This window comes from Campylobacter sp. IFREMER_LSEM_CL2101 (assembly GCF_025771825.1).
In the GTDB taxonomy this organism is placed as follows: domain Bacteria; phylum Campylobacterota; class Campylobacteria; order Campylobacterales; family Campylobacteraceae; genus Campylobacter_D; species Campylobacter_D lari_C.
This window is the reverse complement of sequence record NZ_JAKMQZ010000014.1, coordinates 1-21,091: the sequence shown is the minus strand read 5'-3', so window position 1 is coordinate 21,091 and position 21,091 is coordinate 1. Positions and strand designations below refer to the sequence as shown.

General features: G+C 29.8%; 20 protein-coding genes. 13 read left to right on the top strand and 7 right to left on the bottom strand.

The features are described 5' to 3' along the window. Positions 1-2,862 (top strand): hypothetical protein (locus tag L8V88_RS07465; RefSeq protein WP_412175405.1); only part of this gene is annotated, 2,862 nt, incomplete at its 5' end. A 141-nt stretch (positions 2,863-3,003) separates the two neighbouring features. Continuing rightward, positions 3,004-4,869 carry a ShlB/FhaC/HecB family hemolysin secretion/activation protein gene (locus tag L8V88_RS07460; protein ID WP_263727405.1) on the top strand — a complete coding sequence of 622 codons (1,866 nt, stop codon included), beginning with the start codon at positions 3,004-3,006 and terminating at the stop codon, positions 4,867-4,869. A gap of 31 nt (positions 4,870-4,900) precedes the next feature. Here L8V88_RS07460 and ychF read toward each other — a convergent pair whose 3' ends face one another. The 6 genes from ychF to rpiB are packed head-to-tail and all read right to left on the bottom strand — an operon-like array spanning position 4,901 to position 9,343. After that, positions 4,901-6,001: a redox-regulated ATPase YchF gene (ychF, locus tag L8V88_RS07455; protein WP_214124714.1), complete on the bottom strand. Its 1,101-nt coding sequence runs from the start codon at positions 5,999-6,001 to the stop codon at positions 4,901-4,903. After that, entirely contained in the window at positions 5,998-7,449 is a 1,452-nt protein-coding gene (locus L8V88_RS07450; protein WP_263727404.1) for a leucyl aminopeptidase, read from the bottom strand. Before L8V88_RS07450 ends, ychF begins: the two co-directional genes overlap by 4 nt. Further along, complete coding sequence (locus L8V88_RS07445; RefSeq protein ID WP_263676822.1) at positions 7,446-8,039, bottom strand: DedA family protein; 594 nt, start codon at positions 8,037-8,039, stop codon at positions 7,446-7,448. Before L8V88_RS07445 ends, L8V88_RS07450 begins: the two co-directional genes overlap by 4 nt. A 1-nt stretch (position 8,040) precedes the next feature. Beyond that, positions 8,041-8,577 carry an adenine phosphoribosyltransferase gene (apt, locus tag L8V88_RS07440; RefSeq protein ID WP_263675729.1) on the bottom strand — a complete coding sequence of 179 codons (537 nt, stop codon included), beginning with the start codon at positions 8,575-8,577 and terminating at the stop codon, positions 8,041-8,043. Then, on the bottom strand, positions 8,577-8,909 hold the full coding sequence (locus L8V88_RS07435) for a hypothetical protein (protein WP_039618138.1): 333 nt from the start codon (positions 8,907-8,909) through the stop codon (positions 8,577-8,579). The genes apt and L8V88_RS07435 overlap by 1 nt, the downstream gene beginning before the upstream one ends. Further along, positions 8,906-9,343: a ribose 5-phosphate isomerase B gene (gene rpiB, locus L8V88_RS07430; protein ID WP_263676821.1), complete on the bottom strand. Its 438-nt coding sequence runs from the start codon at positions 9,341-9,343 to the stop codon at positions 8,906-8,908. Before rpiB ends, L8V88_RS07435 begins: the two co-directional genes overlap by 4 nt. Before the next feature lie 141 nt (positions 9,344-9,484). Here rpiB and L8V88_RS07425 point away from each other — a divergent pair, with 141 nt between their 5' ends. Beyond that, positions 9,485-10,036, top strand: a complete 552-nt coding sequence (locus L8V88_RS07425) for a CheB methylesterase domain-containing protein (protein ID WP_263675720.1) — start codon at positions 9,485-9,487, stop codon at positions 10,034-10,036. A 9-nt stretch (positions 10,037-10,045) separates the two neighbouring features. Beyond that, positions 10,046-10,828, top strand: coding sequence for a CheR family methyltransferase (locus L8V88_RS07420; RefSeq protein ID WP_263727403.1), 783 nt, complete (start codon positions 10,046-10,048; stop codon positions 10,826-10,828). Here L8V88_RS07420 and L8V88_RS07415 read toward each other — a convergent pair. Then, positions 10,825-12,018, bottom strand: a complete 1,194-nt coding sequence (locus tag L8V88_RS07415) for an MFS transporter (RefSeq protein WP_263727402.1) — start codon at positions 12,016-12,018, stop codon at positions 10,825-10,827. The two genes, L8V88_RS07420 and L8V88_RS07415, sit on opposite strands and share 4 nt — an antisense overlap. A 105-nt stretch (positions 12,019-12,123) precedes the next feature. On the opposite strand from L8V88_RS07415, the gene L8V88_RS07410 reads away from it, so the two are divergent. The 9 genes from L8V88_RS07410 to L8V88_RS07370 all read left to right on the top strand — a co-directional run bounded on the left by L8V88_RS07410 (position 12,124) and on the right by L8V88_RS07370 (position 21,008). After that, positions 12,124-13,170, top strand: coding sequence for a dehypoxanthine futalosine cyclase (locus L8V88_RS07410; protein WP_263727401.1), 1,047 nt, complete (start codon positions 12,124-12,126; stop codon positions 13,168-13,170). Continuing rightward, on the top strand, positions 13,170-14,390 hold the full coding sequence (locus tag L8V88_RS07405; protein WP_263727400.1) for a M16 family metallopeptidase: 1,221 nt from the start codon (positions 13,170-13,172) through the stop codon (positions 14,388-14,390). Before L8V88_RS07410 ends, L8V88_RS07405 begins: the two co-directional genes overlap by 1 nt. Further along, positions 14,380-16,203, top strand: coding sequence for an ATP-dependent DNA helicase RecG (gene recG / locus L8V88_RS07400; protein WP_263727399.1), 1,824 nt, complete (start codon positions 14,380-14,382; stop codon positions 16,201-16,203). The genes L8V88_RS07405 and recG overlap by 11 nt, the downstream gene beginning before the upstream one ends. After that, positions 16,196-16,798, top strand: a complete 603-nt coding sequence (locus L8V88_RS07395; RefSeq protein ID WP_012661401.1) for a nitrosative stress-response regulator, Crp/Fnr family — start codon at positions 16,196-16,198, stop codon at positions 16,796-16,798. The genes recG and L8V88_RS07395 overlap by 8 nt, the downstream gene beginning before the upstream one ends. A gap of 43 nt (positions 16,799-16,841) precedes the next feature. After that, positions 16,842-17,489, top strand: a complete 648-nt coding sequence (locus tag L8V88_RS07390; protein ID WP_039618152.1) for an amino acid ABC transporter permease — start codon at positions 16,842-16,844, stop codon at positions 17,487-17,489. Continuing rightward, positions 17,482-18,141, top strand: coding sequence for an amino acid ABC transporter permease (locus tag L8V88_RS07385; RefSeq protein ID WP_039618154.1), 660 nt, complete (start codon positions 17,482-17,484; stop codon positions 18,139-18,141). The genes L8V88_RS07390 and L8V88_RS07385 overlap by 8 nt, the downstream gene beginning before the upstream one ends. Before the next feature lies 1 nt (position 18,142). Then, the gene (locus L8V88_RS07380) at positions 18,143-18,880 is read left to right on the top strand and encodes an amino acid ABC transporter ATP-binding protein (protein WP_263727398.1); all 738 of its coding nucleotides are present in this window, start codon (positions 18,143-18,145) and stop codon (positions 18,878-18,880) included. Positions 18,881-18,987: 107 nt separating this feature from the next. Further along, complete coding sequence (locus L8V88_RS07375) at positions 18,988-19,785, top strand: cysteine ABC transporter substrate-binding protein (RefSeq protein WP_412175406.1); 798 nt, start codon at positions 18,988-18,990, stop codon at positions 19,783-19,785. A 2-nt stretch (positions 19,786-19,787) separates the two neighbouring features. Beyond that, positions 19,788-21,008: an MFS transporter gene (locus tag L8V88_RS07370; RefSeq protein WP_263727396.1), complete on the top strand. Its 1,221-nt coding sequence runs from the start codon at positions 19,788-19,790 to the stop codon at positions 21,006-21,008. Positions 21,009-21,091 lie beyond the last annotated feature (83 nt).

Here is a 21,091-nt window from a genome sequence, read left to right as displayed (position 1 = left end):
ATATTAAATGCAGGTGGTAATAATGTCTTTTTAATCAATCCTAATGGGGTAATCATAGAAAAGAGTGGATCTATCATCAATGCTAAAAATTTTATGGCTTCAACTGCTACTTTAAGTAATGATGATTTTAATACTTTTAAAAATCTTAGTTTTGATAACCCGCAAGCATTTTCACCTAAAATCAAGCCAAATAATGGCAATGTTGTAAATTTAGGAAAGATTAATGCAACTAATAGCATTACCTTGCAAGGTAATAAAATAGTACTTGAAGCAGGTTTTGACGAAGGAAAATTAAATAAAATAGAAACTAATGAGCTAAATTTAAAAGGCAATGAAGTTTATGCAGATGTAGGAACAACGCAAGTACAAAATGTAAATGTTGAAGCAAATAAGGGGACATTGTATTTAAGTGCTACGGGATATTACTATAATCCTACAAAAAAATACGATGAATTTAATAATGTAAATAACAATCTCAAAAAAACATATAATCAATACATTAGCATAGGTTCTGTGCAAGATTGGTGGCACTTTGCTAAAGGGTGGAATGAAAAAACTGATTTTAGAAATAATGTAGTAGGAAATACCTTTAAACTTACTAATGATATAGATTTTGGTGGAAATCAAGGTAAAGGCGATGAAGGCAAAGATTGGCAAAACTACGCAAACTATTGTATAGAAGGACTTGGTTGTACTAATATGATAGTAGGTTTTAAAGATGGTAGTGCTTTTAATAAAACCTTTGATGGGCAAGGATATACGCTTAAGAATATTAATATAGATACGATGTCAGATGAAGTTAAAAATAAACCTCAATTTGTAGGTATATTTGGAAAAGCACAAAATGCAACTTTTAAAAATGTCAATGTAGATTATATGAACGGAAGTATTAATGCAAAATCTGATAACGATAATGGGGTTTATCTTTTTATAGGTGGTTTTGTTGGTTCAGCTAAGAATTCAAAATTTGAAAATCTTAAACTAAGTGGTATTAATACAATTAAAGCAAATGTAAAAAGAGGATATGAATCTATAGTTGGTGGGTTTGCTGGAGAAGTTAGATATGGTATTATAGATCAAGTTCAAGTTGATCAAATAAATGAAATAATTGGACATGAAAAAGTTGGTGGGTTTGCCGGAGGTGTAAGTGATGCTAATATTAAACATATAACCTTTTCGAATGTTAATAACATTATTGGCAAAAAATATGTTGGTGGTTTTGTAGGACATCTCACAGGAGGAGATTTTGATAATATAAAAATTTACAAAATTGTTTCAATTAAAGGTGGAGATCATGTTGGTGGTTTTTTAGGTTATGCTATTCATGATAATGCAACCTTTGATAATATAAAAATAGATACAATAAATAGTATAGAATCAACAGGATATTACTCTGCTTATTTAGGTGGATTTGCAGGCTATTTGGCTTCAAATGCTTCGTTTGATTTTAATGATATAGCATTAAATAACATCGGTAGTTTAAAGGCTATTGCAACCGGTAATAATACTTCTAAGATATATTTAGGTGGATTTATAGGAAAAGGGGAGATATTTGATATGTCTAATGTATATATCAATTTTCAAGATAATTCAAAATTTGAAGCTATTAATCACAGTCCTTATGGTGGAAAATATAATTATGTTGGAAAGTTATTTGGTAATATTGATGAGTTTTTTGCACCAAAGTACTCAATAAACAACGTCCATGTTTATCACAAAAATGGAATTTTAACTAATGCTACTTCGGATAGTAAGTATTATAGTGAAATTAATTTTCATACTTATGAAAGTAAAAATGATAGTGAGTATAAAGATTTTGAAAATAAATTTAATTCTATAAAAGATCCATCATTGCCAAGTATTACTAAGCCTGCGGAAAAAGAATACCTAAGCGCACAAGAAGCAAAAAATGATCAAGCAACTCTAACACAAGATGATCTTTATAAAGATATAGTAAATGATATCTTTAACTCTTTAAAAAGACATTCTTACGCGATAGATTTAAATACTTTGCAAGCATTTTTAGAGGCTTATGATAAGTTAAGCGATACTAAATCCAAGGAAGATTTTTTAGCAAATTTCTTACTTGATAAAAGTAAATATTCAGAGAAAGAAAGAGAAAATTTAGCACATTCTTTAGCTCAAAGTATAGATTTTATGCTAGCTTATAGTGAAAATGAAGCTGAAGATTCTAATTTTGATAATGGAGTTAAAGCAACTTTTGATGGATTAAAAGGAGAAGCAGAAGAAATTTTAAAGCAAGGTGAAGCACTAAAAGCTTATGTTAAATCTTTAATAGATCCTGTAAGCAGTATCGAAAAAAACAATGAAGCTATAATAAATAATAACACATCAATAAAAGACTTACAAGATGAGTATAATAGCCTTGTAAATTCTATCAACAAAGGACTTTTAGATGAAGATGAGTTGTTAATAGCTCAAAAAAGACTTAGAGAAATTGTGGCTAATATTGAAGGTTTATTGGAAAAAAATAAAGTATTAAAAACTGATAACGATAAATTACTGACACAAATAGAAAATGAAAATCATCACGAAGGTAATTTTAGAACCTATGGTGTTTCTTCAAGTACTCCAGAAACACCTACTTTAAGTGCTGTTATTCTAAATCCAGGTACAAATAATGGAAATGATAATAACGGAGATACAAGTAATGGATCTGATGCTAGTCAAGTAGTATCATCTATTCAAAAACAAAATTCAGACAAACTAGGTAATGCTGCAGTTGTAGATGAAGAGGAAAAGAATGAAGTTGAGGAAGCCTCTCTTGTACAAAAAGGTAAAATTTGCATAGTAAGCGATAATTCAAAAGCTATGAACCCTTGTATTGTAAGCTCTTTTTAACAACAACACTAGGATTTATCCTAGTGTAATAACGAGTATATTAATAAATACTCATATTAAATAATATTTTGATTCATCAATAATAGATATAAAAATAAAACCCATGATTTTAAAATACACCGTTAAAAGGAAAAAATAAGTATGAAAAAACTTTTACTTAGCACTATAGCACTTAGCTCTTTAGTCTATGCTAATAATGGAAGTATTACCATAGCTAAAAATGATATAGAAAAGGTTATAGAATTATCCCCTGATAGAAACCTCCCTCAAAACAAAGCTATCAAAGAAAATCTAAAAACCAAAGATGATTATAAAAAAAGTCAAGAAGCTAAAAAAGACTTTGAAGAAAAAAAGAAAGAATTAAAAGAAAAACTCAATCAAGAAAATGAAACTAACAATCAAACCACTAATACTAACAATGATAAAGCTAATACTAGTGTAAATGATAATAGTTCTAATTCAACTAATAACACTTCAAACAATCAAACCACTAATAGTTCTAATACTAACTCTATTAACTCAAGTAATCAAACTAATACTACCACCACTAAACAAGTAATAACCAAATACAAATTTGTTATCACTAATGAAAACACTAGCTTTGAAAAGCTAGGTATTAAAGAAGAAGATTTACAAATACTCATTAGTGAGTTTAGTACTAGAAAATTTAGCTTACAAGATTTACAAGATATATCTAATATCATTGCTTATTATTTCCAAGTTAATGGCTATCCTGCTGCAACAGCTTATGTGCCTCAACAAGAATTTGAAGATAGTGTGCAAATAAACATAGCCTTAGGAACATTAGGTAAGTATATAGTAAAGAATAAAACTAATATAAAAGATTATTTTTTTGATAGTAAATTTAATCCAAAAGATAAAGGCAAGATTATTACCACTTCTTTGGTTGAAAATGGAATTTATAGATTAGATGAAATGTATGGCATTCAAACCCTAGCAGGCTTACAAGCAGGAGAGAATGTAGGAGAAACTGATATAGTTATAGAAGTAGTTCCTGATACTAAGGCTAATGTATTATTATATAGTGATAATTATGGTATTAAAAGCTCAGGGGATATTAGAGCTGGTATTAGTATGGGATTTAATTCTATATTTAATATGGGAGATTATTATAATTTTTACTTACAATCAAGCAATGAAAAGCAAATCAACTATGGAGCTAGTTATACTTTCTTTTTAGGAAATTTAAAAATCACTCCAAGTGTATCTCAAGGCTCTTATTCTTTAGGTGGAAAATACAAAGATGCGGGTTTTTATGGTACTTCTAGAAATTTTGGTATAGACTTTTCTTATCCTATGTGGATTACTACCGGTTCGTCATTTTATTTAACTTCAAGTTTGTATCATAAAATACTTAGTGACACAAGAGCTGGATTTTTAACCTTTGATAAAAGTTCTAATGTAGGTAGCATGGGTTTAGAGGGTTTATTTAGAGGCTTTGAAAACAATGCTTTAAGTTATAGTGCAAATATTATCATAGGCAAGGTATATGATGATAGTGATTTTAAATTCGGTAGTAAAACTTTTGGCTGGTTTAGAAAACTCAATGCTAGTTTGAATAATTATTATAGTATTAATGAATACATTACTCATACTTTAAATATAAACTATCAAAAGGTATTAGGAAATTTTGAATTAGATTCTTCTGAGAGTTCATCTTTAGGTGGAGCTTATGGAGTAAGAGCTTATGATAATGGAGAGGGTGATGGAGATAATACCATAGTAGCTAACTTTGGTATAAGAATAAATATACCAAATACTAATTTTTATTTTACTCCTTTTTATGATGTAGGTTATGCTTGGTATGAAAAAGATGGGGGTAGATTAGCAGATGAGCATTTTTTAGATGCAGTAGGCTTACAAATACTTTATAATAAAGCTAATGAGTATTATATAAAACTTGATGCAGCTAGAGCATTACATCAATACAAATACGATGATGAGCATAGAATGAAATTATATTTAAGTGGTGGGGTGTATTTTTGAGATTGCAAGCTAAAACAGCTTGCAATTTGAATTAAACATTGAATCTAAAATGCATTACATCGCCATCTTGTACGATATAATCTTTCCCTTCAAGGCGTAGTTTTCCTGCTTCTTTAGCACCACTTTCGCCTTTACAAGCGATATAATCTTCATAAGAAATCACTTCAGCTTTGATAAAACCTTTTTCAAAGTCATTGTGGATCACGCTTGCTGCTTTTGGTGCTTTCCAGCCTCTTTGTATAGTCCATGATCTAACTTCTACTTGTCCTGCGGTAAAATAGCTAATTAAATTAAGCTTTGAAAAGGCTGTGCGTATAACTACTTCAAGCCCACTACGCTCAACGCCTAAAGATTTTAAAAACTCAAAATGCTCTTCATCGCTTAAAGCTATCATTTCCTCTTCTATTTTAGAGCAAAGCTTGATAACCTCATGGCCTGATTTTGCGGCGAATTCTTTAAGATCTTTTACAAATTCATTATCTTCTAAAAGGGAATTCTCATCTACATTTGCCCCATATATTACTTCCTTAGCTGAAAGCAATCTTAGTTCTTTTATAAGAGCATGATAGACTTCATTTTTATTTGGGAAAGAACTTGCGCTATTGTTTTGATTTAAATGTTCTAAAAGTTCATTAGCTAAAGCTAGACTTTCTTTTGCACCTTTTTCGTTAGCCTTTGCACCTTTAGTGAGTTTTTCTATTTTTTTACTAAGTTGCTCTATATCTGCTAGTATAAGTTCTGTTTCTATGATTTGCACATCACGTACAGGATCAACACTACCTGCAACATGGGTGATATTTTCATCATCAAAACAACGCACAATATGCAAAATCATCTCAGTTTCGCGTATGTTAGATAAAAATTTATTACCCAAACCCTCGCCTTTGCTAGCGCCAGCTACTAAGCCTGCTATATCAACAAATTCTATATTTGAGCGTATGATTTTTTGTGGATTGACAATCTTTGCTAGCTCTTTTAAGCGATGATCAGGCACAGGAACGACTGCTTTGTTTGGTTCTATGGTGCAAAATGGATAATTTGCACTTTCGGCATTTTGCGCTCTTGTTAGTGCATTAAAAGTGGTAGATTTTCCAACATTTGGAAGTCCTACTATACCAACTGATAAACTCATTTTTGTTTCCTTGAAAGATAAAGTAAATATGAAAGACACATTCTAACACCCGCTCCACTTGCACCAAAGCTATGATAACCCCAAGCTTTTTCTAAGTAAGCTGGCCCTGCGATGTCTAAATGTAACCATTTGTCTTTGTATTCTTCTCTAATGAAAGAATTTAAAAATAACCCTGCAGTAATAGCCCCGCCATAACGACTTGAAGAGGTATTACTTACATCTGCTATATTTGATTTTATAAGCTCTTTTAAGTGTGGGTTAAAATGTAAAATAGTAGCTAAATCTCCACTTTTTTTACTTACTTTGAAAAAATCATTTTGTAAATCTTCATTATTTCCCATGATGGCACTTGTGTATTCTCCAAGTCCTACTACGCAAGCTCCGGTTAGAGTGGCAAGATCTATTAATAAATCAGGTTTTAGATCTTGAGCAAGTGAAAGACAATCTGCTAAAACTAATCTTCCTTCTGCGTCGGTATTTCTAACCTCAATACTCACACCTTCTCTTGAGATAAGTACATCATCAGGCTTGTAAGCATTTCCACCTATCATGTTTTCAGTTGCACCGATGATAGAATGCACTTCTATATCAAGGTTTAATTCACTTGCACCTTTGATAATAGCCATTGCAGCCGCACCACCACTTTTATCTGATTTCATCGTAAGCATATAATCAGCAGGTTTTAAACTAAGCCCACCACTATCATAAGTTAGCCCTTTACCTACAAACACTACTTTCATTTTTGGATTTTGTGGTTTATATGAAAGATGAATAAGTTTTGGAGGATGGATTGAAGCACGATTTACCGCTAAAAATGCTTGCATTTTTTCTTGCTCTAAGAAATCGCTTTCATAAATTTTACATGAAATCTTGCAATCATTTTGACTTAAACTAAGCGCGTCTTCGGCCATTTTTGCAGGAGTGTAAATTTGTGGAATTTCATTTACGATATTTTTTGCAAAATCACAAGCATTTGAAAAAACTTGTCCATAGTTTATACCTATACAAGCTTCTTCTAGGTTGTATGTTTTGTCATTAATCTCATCTTTTGAAATGAAAATATTTTCTAATTTACTCGGTGTTTTTTCTTTTTTGTATTTATCAAACTCATAAGCACCAAAAGTAAATCCTTGAATCATAGCATTAAAACTATTTACTACGCATTTTCCTACAACACTTTTTGTTTTAACACTTTGAATTTCAAGTTTTTTTAAAGCCTTATAGGCATTTGCAAAAGCAAGTCTTATATCTTCATATTCTAAACTTTTAAGTTCGCTATAAAGAATTTTATTTTGCATATCTATGCAAATTCCTTCGCCTTTGTAGTTTGAAAGTTTAAAAAGTTCTTGGCTTTGAGTGTATTTTTCTATCTTTTTATCTTGTATTAAAATGATTTCAAAGTCAGCATTTATAGAATTTATAGTTTCTTCTTTAAAATTAAAAGTCATTTATGAGTCCTTTTTCTAAGTATTGATTTTTCTATTTGTTTCATACCTAAAAATAAAGCAAGTAGAAAACAAGCGATAATAGGCACTGCAAAATACCAGTGATCTCCAGCCCATTCTACTGCAAGCCAAATTTCTTTCCCAAAAAACCAAGCAAGTAAAATGGTTATTGCAGCCCAAGCCCAAGCACTAATGAGATTAATAAATGCAAATTTTTTCGCACTATAACGTGTTAGTCCTATGCTCATAGGTATAATGGTTCTAAAGCCATACATATATCTTTGTATGAATATAATAGGCCAGCCAAAACGCTGCAAGAGCAAATGTGCTATGGCAAATTTACGCCTTTGGGTGCGGAGTTTTTTCTGAATGTATTTTTTATTATATCTTCCTATATAAAAATATATTTGATCACCTACAAAACCACCCAAACCTGCTACAAAGATGATAAGTCCTAAATTTACATGGCCTTCATGTGCAAAAATACCTGCTAAAATAAGCGCAAGTTCTCCCTCAAGTATGCACCATAAAAACACGATAATATAAGCCCAGTTTTTATAATCATACAAAAGTTGTTTTAAAAATTCTTCCATTTTATACCTCTAAAACACTATAAATAGAAGTTAATTTAGCTAATTCTTTAGCCCCATCAAGATCTTTTAATTCTAGTAAAAAACAAGCTTCAACGCATTTTGCATTGAGTTTTTCTATGAGTTTAACAGCAGCGATAGCCGTGCCACCTGTAGCGATGAGATCATCTATAAGTAAAACATTTGCTTTTTGATTGTTAAATGCATCAATGTGAATTTCTATGGTATCACTGCCATATTCTAAGCTATAAGATTCTTGCAAGCATTTTGAAGGTAATTTGCCTGGTTTTCTAATAGGCACAAAAGGTAGTTTTAATCTAGCACTTAGCGCAGCTCCAAAAATAAAACCTCTACTTTCTATACCAACGATATAATCAAGCTTTGCGTTTTGATACTTTTCTACCAAGTGATCCATTAAAAACGCAAATGCTTCTTTGTTGTTTAACAAAGTAGTAATATCTCTAAAAATAATCCCTTCTTTTGGAAAATCCTTAATAGCTCTAATGCTATCTAATAAGTATTTTTTATCTTGTTCTTTCATCATAATAATGCCTCGATTTTTGCTTCTAATTCTTTGATTCTTTGTCTTAATTTTTCATTTTCGATACGATATTGTGAATTTCTTGTTCTAAGAGAAGTTAAGTCTGCTTTGCTTTTGTTTAACTCTTCGGTTAGAATATCTATATTTCCTAAACTTCTTTGAAGTTGTACTTGTAGCTTTCTAATAACTATTTCAGTATCATCAAGGTTGTTTTTTATAAATTCTTTTGCTACTTTTTCTTTATGAAGTAAGGTTTTATAATAAAGCAACATAATAGTCATATAAATACTAACACAAATTAATACAGTTAATACAAGCCAACTTAAAATCATAATTTTGCCTCTATTTTACTAATTCGCGCACAATGTCTTCCACCGCTAAAAGTAGTATTGATGAAATTTGAGATGATTTCAAAAGCCATATCTACTCCGGTTAATCTAGCTCCTAAGGCTAAAACATTTGCATCATTATGCTCTCTTGAGAGTTTAGCGCTTAAAGGTTCGTTGCACAAAGCACAGCGTATATTTTTATGGCGATTTGCTGCTATACTCATACCAATACCTGATCCACATACTAAAATTCCAAAACTATTTTCATCAATTTTAGAGCTTAATAAATGCGCATAATCAGGATAATCACAGCGATCCTCGCTAAAAGGACCTAAGTCTTCAAAGCTTATATTTTTTTCTTGTAAAAAATTGACAATCTCTTGCTTTAAAACAAAGCCAGCATGATCACTTGCTATGTAAATTTTTTCTCTTAACATTTAACAATCACTTTATCATTGAAATTTTAAAGTATTAATTTTATCATATTTAATTAAAATTTTTCTTTCTTGTATATAATTATTTTTTGATATTTTCAAATATTTATTTGATATAATAACAATAATTATTTAAGGTAAAAAATGAAGCTTATTTTGATTGGTTCTTCAACGGGTGGTCCAAGCCAACTAAAGTTTTTACTAAACGATGTAGAACTTAAAGACTGCGCGGTGGTGATTGCTCAGCACATGAACCCAGCTTTTATTCCTTCTTTTGTAAATCAGTTTAACAAAGAAGCAAAAAGTGATGTGATCATACCAAGCGATAAAGAAGTTTTAAAAAATAAAATTTATATTTGTCAAAGAAATATGGTTTTAAGCGGAAATAATGCTTTGGTATTAAATGCTACAGAGCAAACAAGTAGTTTTAATCCAGGAATTGATGTTTTATTTCATTCGGCTGTAAATCTTTGCAAATATCATAAAATTTTAGCTTTGATTATGACGGGAATGGGTGATGATGGTGCTAAATCTTTGTTTGAGCTTTATAAGGTTGGGGTAAGGTGCTTGTGTGAAAATGAGGCAGATTCTATAGTATATGGAATGCCAAAAAAAGCTAGAGATACTAACCCAAATTTAAAGCCTATGAGTTTAATAGAGCTCAAAAAAGAAATAATTAATTTTATCAAGTCATAGGATGGAAAGATGATAAAAATTACAGAAAATGAAATGAATGATTTTATAAAAATAGTAGAACAAATAAGCGGAAATAACCTTAATACTAAAAAAGATATTTTATCTATAAAGTTGCCTAAATTTTTACAAGAACTAGGTTTAAGTAGTCTTAGTGAATTAAATGAAAAAGTGCAGTTTCAAAGAAATTTAAAACAAGAAACTATGGATTTTATCACAGTTTGTGAGACTTATTTTTTTAGAGAATTAGAGCAATTAAAAGATGTAATTTTTTATATAAAATCTCTTGATCGTCCTGTAAATGTGCTTTGTGCTCCATGCTCAAGTGGTGAGGAAGTGTATTCTTTAGCTATTTTAGCAAGTGAGAATTTCATTAAAGGTATGAATATAGTTGGTATAGATATTAATAAAAAAATGATAGATAAATGCAATGAAATGATATATTCAGAGCGTTCAGTAGCTAGATTAAACACTATGCAAAAAACGCGTTATTTTGATGTAAAAGATAGGATGTATCAGCTTAAAAAAGAAACCTTAGCTTGTAGATGTCGTTTTGAGCTTTGTAATGTTTTTGATGATTCTTTGTTTAAGCTTGGGAAATTTGATGTGATTTTTTCAAGAAATATGATGATTTATTTTGATCAAGATTTCAAAATAAGACTTATGGAGCGTTTTTATAGGATATTAAATAGAGAGGGTAGAATATATCCAGGAAAATCAGATCTTGTGCCTGAAACAGCGTATTTTGATAAGAACTTTTCAGCGGGTGGGGTTTATTATTCTAAGGTGGATTAATTATATTTTTTATTAAACCACCACCAATAAATCGCCGCAAAGATAAAACATACTCCTAAGCCAAAAGTAAAATGGCTTAATTTTACTCCATAAAATTCAAATAAATATCCTGTTGAAAAAGCAATAATCGCACTAAAGGTTAAATACACCATATCATTATAGGCAATCACTCTACCATAGTATCTTTTATCACAATCATTTTGCAAAAGTGTGTAAGTATAGCTCCATAAAGATGAAGTACAAAAACCTGCCATTATTAAGCCTATAAAGGCAAGATAAAAGTTAAATTGCAAACAAGCCCAAAGCATTATACCTATACCTTGCGCTAAATATAAATATACTAAAGTATTTTTATTAATATAAGGACTAAGAACATAAGGACCTATGAGTAAAGATATAGCCCTTATGGCATTAGAAAGCCCTATAGCTAGAGGTATGGAAATAACTTTTGCATATTCATATTCAGCTAAAAGAGTGATTAAAACATCATAAGCGGTTATCCCTACAACTCCATGAAGTAAAATCAAATGAATGATTTTTTTATTGTTAAATACATAAGATAAACCTTCTTTGATTAGTATAAAAAGATTGTTTTGTGTGGTGTTTTTTTCATCGGGTAAGATTAAAGTTTTAAGTATAAGCATAGCGCAAAATAACATTAAAGTATCAGCTATGAAAGCTGGTTTTACTCCAAAAAGATCTATAAAAAGTCCTGCTGCACCCATACCCAAAGCATATGATACAGCCCATATAATACTATGAAGCTCATTACCTAGTTTTAATTCTTGTGGGGTTAAAATTTTAGGTAAAACTGACATTTCTGTTTGGAAATACATACTTGCAACCGCCATACGCACAAAGGTTAAAAAGTATAAAAACCAAAGCATAGCCAAAGAATTTACAAAAATTAGCATAAAAATAGAAATCATCTCAATGCTAATCATTGTTAGCAATAAATTCTTAGGTTTAAATCTATCTACTATAACTCCATTTATAGGTGCAAGTATAATAGAAGGTAAAAAAACAAAAATAGCTGAAAAACCTATGATATTTGCAGGTGCTTGTAGCTCTTTAGTTAAAAGAGTAAAAACACCTACTTGAGAAAACCACGCACCAAAATAACTTATAAATTGTACTGTTGCTAAAAGGCGAAAAGTTTTATTGTTTTTAAATAAAGACCTATAAGTCATGAGTATCCTATGAATATATGAAATTAAAGGGCTTGATTATAGCGTTTTTAAGATTATTTTACATTTAAATGCTATAATAATTCTTTTTTATAAAAAAGGTTAATAATGAATAGATTAAGCAAAAAAGAAGCATTAAATTTGCTCCAAAATGCACCTTTGTATGAATTAGGCGCAATGGCATATGAGAAAAAATTAGAGCTTCACCCTGAAAAAATAACTACTTTTGTGGTAGATAGAAATATAAATTATACAAATATTTGCTGTATTGATTGTGATTTTTGCGCTTTTTGTAGAAAAGAAAAAGATGATGATTCTTATATTTTAAAATACGAAGAAATAGGGCAAAAAATAGAAGAATTACAAGCCATAGGTGGAACGCAAATTTTATTTCAAGGTGGGGTGCATCCAAAACTTAAAATAGAATGGTATGAAAACTTACTTTCTTATATAAAAACTAATTATCCAACCATCACTGTGCATGGTTTTTCAGCAGTAGAGATAGCTTATATAGCAAGAGTTTCTAAAATTTCTATAGAAGAGGTTTTAAAAAGATTACAAGCTAAAGGACTTTTTTCTATACCTGGAGCGGGTGCTGAAGTATTAAGCGATAGGGTAAGAGATATCATCGCACCACACAAATGTGACACAGCCACCTGGCTTAGAGTGCATGAGAGTGCGCATAATATAGGTATGAAAAGTACTGCTACAATGATGTTTGGTACGGTTGAAAATGATGAGGAAATTATCGAACATTTTGATCATTTAAGAAATTTACAAGATAAAACAAATGGCTTTAGAGCTTTTATTTTGTGGTCATTTCAAAGTGAAAATACCCCTTTAATCAAAAAACACCCTGAAATCATCAAACAAAGCTCTAATAGATATTTAAGATTGCTAGCTTTAGCAAGATTATATTTGGATAATTTTAAAAATTTACAAAGTTCATGGGTAACGCAAGGCTCTTTAATAGGCCAACTTGCTTTAAAATTTGGTGCAAATGATTTAGGTTCGACTATGATGGAAGAAAATGTCGTAGCAGCAGCTGGTGCAAAATACAGAATGAATCAAGAACAAATGATAGAACTTATCAAAGATATAGGGGAATTACCTGCTAAGCGCGACACAGCTTATAATATTTTAGAAAGGTTTTAATGCTAAATTTAGACTTTAATAATACTAAAATAGACATAATATATGAGTATGAAAATGAGCTTCCTGTAGTATTTTTTAAACTCATTTTTAAAAATAGTGGAAAAATAGCAGAAAAACACAATAGAGGTTGTGCAAGTATGCTTGCTAGGCTTTTAAACGAAGGAAGCAATGATGAGTTTTTTAAAAGCTTAGAATACCGTGCTATAGAGCTTTATGCTAAGGCTAGTTTTGAGCATTTTCAAATTAGTATTAAATGCTTGAAAGAACATTTTGATTTTGCTTTAGAAAGATTACAAGAATTATTTTTAAATGTGCGTTTTGATGAAAAAATCCTACAAAGATTAAAAACTTTAGCCTTAGGTGAGCTTGCAAGTTTAAATACTGATTATGATTATCAAGCAAAAAGACTTTTGAATAAAAATGTTTTCAAAGATGAAATTTTTGCTAGTGGTCTTGATGGGACTAAAGAAAGCATAGAAAAGATTAGCTTAAAAGAATTGCAAGATTTTATGAGTGAAAATTTAGTACTTGATAATGCTTTATTTGTTTTTGGTGGAGATATTAAAGAAAATGAAGTAAAAATTAAAGTAGAAAAAATTTGCCAAATTCTAAAAAGAAATACCCCAAATCAAAACAAAAGTTACAAACTCATTGATGAGAGTATAGAAGTAAGTGAGCAAAAAAGCACTGAACAAGCTTATATATACTTTTGTTCTCCATTAAATATACAAATTAATGATGAGAAAATGTATTTAGCTAAACTTGCTTTATTTATCTTAGGTCAAGGTGGTTTTGGTTCGCGTTTGATGGAAGAAGTGCGTGTGAAAAGAGGCTTGGCGTATTCAGCATATGCTATGCTTGATGTAAATTTAAATTATAGTAGAGTTTTTGGGTATTTGCAAACTAAAAATGAAAGCTCTAATGAGGCTAAAGCTTTAGTTAAGGAAGTTTTTGAAAATTTTGTCCAAAATGGAGTCAATGAAAAAGAATTTCAACTAGCTAAACAATTTTTAGTAGGTTCTATGCCTTTAAGGTATGAAAGCTTGGCTAAAAGACTAGATATAATGCTAAATGAATATTTACATGGTTTAAAACTTGGAAATTTAAAAGAAGAAATGCAAAAGATTAAAAACACTACCTTAGATGAACTAAATGACTTTATTAAAGCTCATAGTGAAATTACAAAAGTGAATTTTGCAAGTATAGAAAATGAAAGTTGAAGAAAAGGATTTAAAACTACTTCATGCTTTAGGGGTTAAAAATTGTATCGATTTGGCTTTGATTTTGCCTAAAAAATTTGATGATTTTAGAATTTCAAAGTTTCCAAAAGATACATTTTGCACTCAAAATGTAAAAATTATCAGCACGCAAAATCATCACTCCCAGCTTTTTATGCTTTGTGAATGTTTAGAATGGGGTATAAAAGCAAATATAGTAATTTTTCATCCTAATAAATGGCATTTCAAATTTTTTAAGCATAATGCTTTAATTTGTATCCATGCAAAGATGAATTTTTTTAATGGAATTTGGCAGTTTATAAACCCAAAAATAGTAACAAATATAGGTCAAATAGTCCCTAAATATCAAATTAGCTCTATTAAAGATGAAAGTATAAAAAAACTTATCTTAAAATACGTCAATGAAGCTAATTTAAAAGCACTAAATTTAGAACAAAAATACATTAATTTACTTTTGAATTTACACAATTATGATGATTTAACTCTTTATGAAAATTTTAACGTCATAGTTAAAGACTTAAAATATATAGAAATTTTTAATCATTTAAGGCGTTTAAAGGGTAAAAAAATATCACAAAATGCTTATGAAATAGAACTTTTTGATATAAGCTCTTGGCTTAAGGGTTTAGAATTTAGCCCTACAAATGATCAGCTTTTAGCGATAGAAGATATTAAAAAAGATTTACAAAATAAAGTTGCTAAAAGGCGTGTGGTAATGGGTGATGTGGGTTGTGGTAAGACTTTGGTTATACTTGCTGCAAGTTTGCTAGTATATCCTAAAAAGGCTATTTTAATGGCTCCAACTAGTATATTAGCAGAGCAAATTTATCATGAAGCAAAAAGACTGTTACCTAATTTTGTTAATGTATTGCTTTTAAAAGGTGGAAAAAAAGATAAAGATTTAGCAAAATTAAAAGAACAAGCTCATTTTATCATAGGTACACATGCGCTCATTCATCAAGAAGAATTTGAAGCAGTTTTAGTGATGATAGATGAGCAACACCGTTTTGGTTCTAATCAAAGACAAAAAATAAGTGAGCTTAGCAAAAACTCTCAATATGCTCCGCATATCGTGCAATTTTCTGCTACACCTATACCAAGAACTCTTTCTATGATACAAAGTGAGCTTGTAAATTTTAGTTTTATCAAACAAATGCCTTTTAAAAAAGACATTAAGACTTTTTGTATACAAGATAAAGATTTTAAATATTTGCTTAAAAAAATCGATGATGAGCTAGCTAAAAATCATCAAGTAATCATCATTTATCCTTTGGTAAATGAAAGTGAAAATATAGATTATTTATCACTAGAACAAGCACAAGGATACTGGATAAACAAATACAAAAATGTTTATGTAACCCATGGAAAAGATAAAAATAAAGATCAAATTTTACAAGAATTTAGAGAAAAAGGCACGATTTTGCTTTCTACAACGGTGGTTGAGGTGGGGATTTCTCTACCAAGACTTAGTGTGATTGTAGTTGTTGGGGCTGAAAGACTTGGGCTTGCTACCTTACATCAGCTTCGAGGTAGGGTGGGTAGAGTAGGGCTTGAGAGTTTTTGTTATTTATATACTAAGCAAAAAGAAATTCCAAGTCGTTTGCTTGAATTTGCTAAAACTTTAGATGGATTTAAAATAGCTGAGCTTGATTTAAAAAACAGACTAAGCGGGGATTTGTTAGATGGTAGAGTACAACATGGCAATCATTTTAAATTTTTTGATTTTGCAGATGATGAAGAATTAGTTGTAAGAGCAAAAGAAAGTATCAAAAATATGGAAAAAGAAAATGGATAAACACTTTGAAATTTTAATTTCTAAAGGCAAGAAAAAACATTTTAACAAAGGGAATATTTTATTTTTTCAAGGTGAAAAAGCAAATAAAATTTACATTTTACTAAGTGGAAAAGTGCGTATATATAAGGTAAATGCAAAAGGTTTTGAGCTGACACTGCATACTTTAACTCCGGTAAATTTTATAGCTGAAATGCCTGTGTTTGAGGGTATTAATTACCCAGCTAATGCAATTTGTGAGCAAGATTGTGAAATTTGTGTTTTTGATTTTGATGAATTTAAAAAATTATGCTTAGAAAATGGAGAATTTAGCTTTTTACTTTTGACTTCTTTAATCGGTAAAATTCGAATTTTAGAAAATTTCATCAGACAAAAATCTTTGGATTTAAAGTCAAGATTAGTCAGCTTTTTACTAGAAAATGAAGAAAAATTACAAAATTTAAAGCAAAAAGAAATCGCTGTGATTTTAAATTTACCCCCAGAATCTTTGTCGCGTTTTTTAAAAGAATTAAAACAAAATGAGCTTATTTGCACAAATAAAGGTAAAATAGCAATTTTAAATAAAGAGAAAATGCAAAATTTAATTAAGTCTTTTTAAGTCTTATTTGTTACAATATTATATTTAAAGTATGGAAGGTTTTATGGATTTTGATTTTTTAATCAAGTTTAGCCCTATGTTTATACAAGCTTCTTGGCTTACTTTAAAACTTGCTATTTATGGAGTATTTTTTTCATTTTTAGTAGGTTTATTTTGCGTGGGAGTAAGTTATTTTAAATTTTCTTTTTTAAATACAATCTGTAAAATTTATATAGAATTTTCAAGAAACACACCTTTATTAATCCAACTTTTCTTTTTATATTATGCCTTGCCTGAGTTTGGGATACATCTTAGTTCTTTTGCTTGTGCTGTGATAGGACTTAGTTTTTTAGGTGGTTCTTATATGGCTGAGAGCTTAAGAGCAGGCATGGAAGCAGTGAAAAAACAACAATACGAATCAGGACTTTCTTTGGGTTTGAGTAAATGGCAAAATTTCCGTTATATTATCATGCCTCAAGCTTTGGGTATAGCTATGCCAAGCATTAGTGCAAATATCATTTTTTTACTCAAAGAAACTTCAGTAGTAAGCATTATTGCTTTAGCAGATTTAGTATATGTGGCTAAAGATCTTATAGGACTTTATTATAAAAGTAATGAAGCTTTATTTGCTTTGGTGCTTTGTTATTTGATTTTGATTTTACCTTTATCTTTAGTGTTAAACCGTATAGAAAAAAGGTTAAATTATGTTTGAAATTTTAAATCAAGATACCTTTTTTAGACTAGCACAAGGCTTAAAGGTTACTTTAGAGCTTTCATTGATTAGTGTTTTGATTTCACTCATAGGAGGAGTATTTTTTGGAATTTTAATGCATTCTAAAAATAAAATCCTTTATGCTTTTTGTCGTTTTATGCTTGAATTTGTGCGTATTATGCCTTTGATTGTTTGGCTTTTTATAGTGCATTTTGGCTTAGCTAAATGGTTTGGATGGCATTTGAGTGCTTTGGGTTCTAGTATTATTGTTTTTAGTATTTGGGGTGTGTTTGAGATGATGGATTTGGTTAGATCGTCTTTAGCAAGCATACCAAAACACCAGTATGAATCAGGACTTTCTTTAGGTTTTAATAAATTTGAAGTTTATCTTTTTATCATTATACCTTTATCTTTAAGAAGATTATTACCAATGAGTATTAATCTTTTTACAAGAATTATTAAAAGTACTTCAGTGATTTATCTAATCGGCGGTATAGAGCTTATTAAAGTAGGCCAACAAGTGATTGAGCTAAATTTATTTCAAAATTCTTATGCGGCTTTTGTGATTTATGGTTTGATTTTATTGATTTATTTTATACTTTGCTATCCTTTGTCGGTATATTCAAAGTTTTTAGAGAAAAAATGGAGCTAATATGAGCATTTTAAAAATACAAAATTTACAAAAATATTATGATGATCATCATGTTTTAAAAGATATAAATTTAGAAGTAAATCAAAAAGAAGTGGTGGTTATACTAGGTCCAAGTGGCTGTGGAAAATCTACACTTTTAAGATGTATTAATGGCTTAGAAGAAATGGCTGATGGGGTTATTTTTGTAGATGATGAGAAAATTGATAAAAATTATAAAAAATGGACGCAAATTCGCCAAAAAATAGGTATGGTGTTTCAATCTTATGAGCTTTTTGATCATTTAAATGTGGAGCAAAATATACTCTTAGGGCCTTTAAAGGTGCAAAAAAGAAAAAAAGAAGAGGTTTTAGAAGAAGCAAAATACTGGCTTGATAGAGTAGGGCTTTTGCATAAATTAAAAGCTTATCCTAAAGAGTTAAGTGGTGGGCAAAAACAACGTATAGCCATAGTTAGAAGCCTTTGTATGAATCCTGAAATTATGCTTTTTGATGAAGTTACAGCAGCGCTTGATCCTGAAATTGTGCGTGAAGTTTTAGATGTGATTTTAAATTTAGCAAAAGATGGCATGACTATGCTTATAGTTACGCATGAAATGGGTTTTGCAAGAGCAGTTGCTGATAAAATAGTTTTTATGGATGATGGAAAAATAGTAGAAATTTCAAAGCCTGATGAATTTTTTGAAAATCCAAAAACTGATCGTGCGAAGAAATTTCTCAATTTGTTTGATTTTCATCGTTAATTTTATTTTAGAAAAGATTTGTTTAAAAAATTAATATAAGGTTTAAAAATTTAAATTTCAATCATTAAGGAAAAAATATGAAAAAGATTTTTCTTTTATCGTTTTTAATGGCACTTTTTTTTAGCGCCTGTTCAAATTCAAGTTCTAATGAAAACTCTATAGAGAAAATCAAACAACAAGGTGTTATCCGCATAGGTGTGTTTGGTGATAAACCTCCATTTGGCTACCTAGACGCTCAAGGGAAAAATCAAGGCTATGATGTGTATTTTGCTAAACGTATAGCAAAAGAACTTTTGGGTGATGAGTCTAAAGTGCAATTTGTGCTTGTTGAAGCAGCAAATAGGGTTGAGTTTTTAGAGTCAAATAAAGTAGATTTAATCTTAGCAAATTTTACTAAAACTCCAGAAAGAGAAGCTGTGGTGGATTTTGCTTTGCCTTATATGAAAGTTGCTCTTGGAGTAGTGGCTCCTAAAGGATTAGATATCAAAACTATAGATGATTTAAAAAATAAAACTTTGATTTTAAATAAAGGTACAACAGCTGATGCGTATTTTACAAAAAATATGCCAGAAATTAAAACGATTAAATTTGATCAAAACACAGAAACCTTTGCAGCTTTAATCGGTAAAAGAGGCGATGCGCTAAGTCATGATAATGCATTGCTTTTTGCATGGGCTAAAGAAAATCCAAATTTTGAAGTAGTGATTAAAGAACTTGGAAATCATGATGTCATAGCTCCTGCTGTAAAAAAAGGCGATGAAGCTATGCTAAAATTTATCAATGATTTGATTGTAAAATTACAAAATGAGCAGTTTTTTCATAAAGCTTATGATGAAACCTTAAAACCATTTTTTAGCGATGATATAAAAGCTGATGATGTAGTAATCGAAGGTGGCAAAATTTAATAATGCAAAAAGCTTTTAAAAATACCATCTATGCTTCTTTAGGTGGTATTTTAGAATTTTATGATTTTGTTTTATTTATCTTCTTTGCAAGTGTTTTTGCAAAAATTTTCTTTCCTCAAAACGATGATTTTTGGCCATTAATCTATACTTATGTAGCTTTTGGAGCAGGATATTTAGCTAGACCTTTTGGCGCTGTTGTTTTAGCACATTTTGCAGATATAAAAGGGCGTAAGAATGTTTTTTATATTAGCATGCTTTTAATGGTCGTGCCAAGTTTTGTTTTGGCCTTTTTACCTACTTATGAAAGCATAGGACTTTTAGCTACTTTTATGCTTTTTATTATACGGATAGCTCAAGGATTAGCTATAGGAGCTGAAGTTAGTGGTGCTTGGATTTTTGTGAGTGAATTTGTAAGTAAAAAAAGACTTGGCTTGGCACTTGGTTTTATTTCAGCGACTTTGACTTTAGGTTTATTACTTGGAAATTTAGCGACTTTAAGCATATATGCGTATTTTGATAAAGAAGAAGTAGAAAGCTTTGCTTGGAGAATTCCTTTTTTTATAGGGGGATTTTTTGGCATATTAGCCTTATTTTTGCGCACAAAGCTTAATGAAACGCCAGCTTTTAAAAACATAAAAGAAAAAGAAAAAATTTTAAATTTTCCACTTTTACAAGCTTTAAAAACACATAAAAAAAGTATGTTAATATGTGCTTTACTTACTGTGGTTTTAACAAGCGGGGTAGCTACTTTAATGATACTGCCACAATATTTTGAAAGCCTATTAGGAGTTAGTAAAACTACTGCTTTGTTATATCAAAATTTGGCCATAATTATGATCATATTAGGAAGTTTAGTACAAGGGTATTTAGCGGATTTTTTAGGACATTTTAGAATTTGCTTGATTTTTACTGTGGTTTTTGGAGCTTTTGGTATAAGTTTTAGCTTTTATAATGAGTGGTTTTTATCATTTTATTTGCTTGCTTGTTTTGCGCAAGGCATTATAGCTTTTGCACCTATTTTTATGACTCAAATTTTTACTACAGAGTTAAGATCGAGTGGTCTTTCTTTTGCTTATAATATCTCTTACGCGATTTTAGGTTTTTTAACACCCTTTGTTGTTAATTTTATGTATGAGAAATATTTTTATATTTATATTATTTTTATAGTGATTGCTAGTTTATTAAGTATACTTTTAGTAAAAAGTTCTTTTAAAAATTTATAACACTATTTTTTATTTAAAGTCCTATTTTTCAATATATTCAACCTCATGTAATATATTCTTATTATACTAATATTTTATTATTG